Source organism: Ilyobacter sp. (assembly GCF_041583315.1).
Lineage (GTDB): Bacteria > Fusobacteriota > Fusobacteriia > Fusobacteriales > Fusobacteriaceae > Ilyobacter.
This window is the reverse complement of sequence record NZ_JBFHGC010000295.1, coordinates 1-3,657: the sequence shown is the minus strand read 5'-3', so window position 1 is coordinate 3,657 and position 3,657 is coordinate 1. Positions and strand designations below refer to the sequence as shown.

Below are 3,657 nucleotides of genomic sequence, written 5' to 3'. Positions count from 1 at the left end.
TTTCCCATAATCATTAAAAGGACGCATCTTATATTCCAGATCCGCCCCTTTTAATAAAACTTTATTCAACTCTTATTTTTTTATAAGATTTTCTAAAAATTCTTTCATACCGTCTTTTTCTATACAGTTTTTATGAAGTATTGGTAATTTGTCTATTCCCTTCACTGCACTGTGTAGCTCTACCCCTGTAATTTCATTCAGCATATCTATCTCTTGAAATTCAGTCTCCCCTTGTTTACCAAATGATTTTAAAACACTTGAAGGGAACTTGTAGATGCTCGCTGTGGACAAGACCACTACTTTTCTTTCAGTTTGTTTTCTAAGTGCCACATTCATTGCTACTGCAGTATGTGTATCCATTATGTACTTATCATTTTCAAAGACATCTTTTATCGTCTTTATACACATATCTTCATCAGTATATCCGGCTTCCATAATCTCCTGGATTTTTTTTAATTCATGGTCTTCTATACTAAAAACCCCTTCTTTATTAAATCTTCCGTAGATTTCTGCCACTTTATCAGCGTCTCCCAAGATATGATAAAGAAACCTCTCAAGGTTGGAAGAAACTAAAATATCCATAGAAGGACTCATAGTTTTATGAAAATCTCTTTTTTTATCATATGTACCGCTCTGAAGAAAGTCTGTCAAAACATTATTTTTATTAGAAGCACACATGAGTTTCCCCACAGGAAGTCCCATCTCCATTGCATAATATCCTGCCAGAATATTTCCAAAATTACCAGTCGGAACACAGAAGTCTACCTTTTCTCCCAGATTAATCTCATTGTCTCTAAGCATTTGAGCATAAGCTTTAAAATAATATATCACCTGTGGAAGAAGCCTTCCCAGATTGATAGAATTTGCTGAAGACAACTCCAGTCCTTTTAAAGAACTGTTAAATTCTTCGTCAGAAAAAATATCCTTTACCCCTGTCTGACAGTCATCAAAGTTCCCTTTTAGAGCAGATACAGTAAGGTTATCACCTTCAGTTGTTATCATTTGAAGCTTCTGAACCTGACTTACACCCTCTTCTGGATAAAATACAACAACTTTTATCCCTTTTAAATTTTTAAAACCCTCAAGAGCAGCCTTTCCAGTATCACCAGAAGTGGCAACAAGTATAAGTGTATCGTCAACTGCATTGGTTTTTTCCCTGGCTTTTACAAAAAGTCTAGGCATCAGCTGAAGTGCCATATCTTTAAATGCAGCTGTGGGACCATGCCAAAGCTCCATTATATATACGCCGTCTTCCACTTTTACCACTGGAGTTCTCTCCTGGTGTGAAAAGTTCTGGTCGCTATAAGCTCCTTCTACGCACTCTCTTATTTCTTCTTCCGTATAATCAGAAAGATATTTTTTCAGTACCTTCATAGAAACTTCTTGATAATTAAGTTCTTTCAAGGCATTTATCTCATCTAGGGTAAATTTTGGGAAACTTTCAGGTACAAATAGACCTCCACCTGGAACCATTCCTTCTCTTATAGCTTCTGCTGCTGAATAACTTTTCTCAAGATTTCCTCTAGTACTAACGTATCTCATTTTTTCCTCCTTAGAAATATCTCAGCAATGGAAGGAGATCCCTGTAATTTTTATACTCCATATTTACACCGCTGTTGTCCTCTACATGAAATTTATTGACTCTCAAGAATATAAAAGTAAGAGCTATTCTAATGAGAGATTCATCCATAAGAGCCATCTCTTCTTTGGTTATTTTTCTTTCACTCTCATAGGCATCTAAAAATATTTTTGTCATCTGATTTTCAACTTCTTCTGATATTCCTCTGTTTCTTATCCAGAAACTTATCACTATTGCCAGATCCAGAATAAGAGGCCCTCTCAGACAGTCATTAAAATCTATTATCCCGGATATTTCCCCATCTTTCATGAAAACATTGTCAGGAAAAATATCATTGTGGATAATCCCAAAGGGGAGGTTTGAATAATCCACTTTAGATGCTCTTTCGTAGTATTTCATAATAAAATCATAATCCTCTTTCAATATACCTTTAAGATCAGCTTTTGATATTATATCGTAAAAATACTGCATATCTATTTTTCTATTTCTTTTTATATCTCTGTCTTTCAACAAATTGTGCATTCTGCCCAACTTTTGACCGATTTCTTTAAGATTGTTTTCATTAATGGAGTGTACTTTTTCTCCCTCTATAAATGTAAATACCGAAGCCATTTTCCCATCTATAAACGTATAGTTTTCTCCAGAAACGTTTTTTATAGCTATAGGACATGGAAAACCATTTGAATTAAGATATTCCAAGAATTCAAGTTCTTTTACTTCTTCAGTATAGTCCCTTTCACCCTCTAATATTCTGAAAATAAATTTTCCCTTGTCACCCTCTATAAAATAATTTGTATTTAATATTCCTTCAGAGATCTCTTCTATCCTGTTTACCTCTTTGAAGGAATAATCTTTTAGTATGTTTTTTATATATTCGTCACTCAATTTAGTATAAACAGCCACTGTTTACCGACCTCCATCTTAGGCAGAAAGGCTTTTCTCTATAAGTTCATCATGCATCAGCCTTTTTAATTTATCTACATTTTCTTCTGCTACAACATAGGAAAGACTTGTTTCCGAAGAAGACATCATTTTTGGATTTATTCCATTTGTATTCAGTATTCTCATTATTCTTCCCTGAAGCTTATTTGAACGAACCCCTATACCTATAGCTGATACCATTCCCAGATTCAGCTTAAGGTCTATATTTTCTTTATTTCCAAGTCTTTCTTCAATTAGTGTAGAAACTCTTACAGCTTCTTTTTCCTCTAAAAGAAAGGAGATTTCAAAATGTCCTAAAGGATTAAGCCCTTGATTTACAAGCCTTATATCTACTTCCTTGTCCTCTAATATATCCATTACATTTCCTAGATAATTATTGCTTTCAAGCTGAGTTACAGTTAGTTTAGCAAGTCCTTTTACATGTGTTATTCCCCTTACCATTGCTTTTTCCATTTTTTCATCCCCCTTTACCCAAGTTCCTTCTTCCCATGTAAACGCTGATCTCAAATGAATATCGATCCCATATTTAGCAGCCAGTTCCACACTTCTGCAGTGAAGAACTTTAGCCCCCTTCCCTGCCATCTCTATCATCTCTGTGAAAGATACCTCAGGTATCTTTCCAGCATTCTTAACCACTCTCGGATCAGCTGTATATATTCCGTCTACATCAGTATATATCTCTACCTGATCTGCCGATATAGCTGCCCCCACAGCTACAGCAGTCGTATCTGATCCACCTCTTCCAAGGGTGGTTATATTTCCATTTTCATCCACACCTTGAAATCCTGTTATTATAACTACATGATCATTGTCTAGTTTTTCCATTATTTTTTCAGATGATATATCCAGTATTTTTGCATTATTAAAGTCACTCGTCGTTTTTATTCCTACTTGCGGTCCTGTAAAAGAGATGGCCTTGTGCCCAAGCTGTTCTATTGCCATTGAAAGAAGTGCAGCTGATATTTGTTCCCCTACAGAAAGCAGCATATCCATTTCTCTTCCTTTAGGATTGCTGTGAACCTCTTCCGCTCTTTTTATAAGAGAATCCGTCATACCTCCTGGTGCAGAAACTACTATCACCATTTTATTGCCTTCTTCTTTATTTTTAACTACCCACTTAGCTACTTCCTGTAGCC

3 protein-coding genes are annotated in these 3,657 nt (G+C 35.4%); all 3 read right to left on the bottom strand.

Annotation, left to right across the window (positions count from 1 at the left end; genetic code table 11):
* Window positions 1-72: 72 nt before the first annotated feature.
* Window positions 73-1,542 carry a threonine synthase gene (gene thrC / locus ABZA26_RS10155; protein ID WP_372714409.1) on the bottom strand — a complete coding sequence of 490 codons (1,470 nt, stop codon included), beginning with the start codon at window positions 1,540-1,542 and terminating at the stop codon, window positions 73-75.
* A gap of 10 nt (window positions 1,543-1,552) precedes the next feature.
* A complete protein-coding gene (locus tag ABZA26_RS10150; protein WP_372714408.1) occupies window positions 1,553-2,482 on the bottom strand; it encodes a homoserine kinase in 930 nt (309 codons plus the stop codon).
* An 18-nt stretch (window positions 2,483-2,500) separates the two neighbouring features.
* On the bottom strand, window positions 2,501-3,657 hold a 1,157-nt coding region (locus tag ABZA26_RS10145; protein ID WP_372714407.1), incomplete at its 5' end, for an aspartate kinase.

Excerpts from the sequence above, each read along its gene's own strand:
- thrC (WP_372714409.1), bottom strand. The coding sequence starts at position 1,542 with ATGAGATACGTTAGTACTAGAGGAAATCTTGAGAAAAGTTATTCAGCA.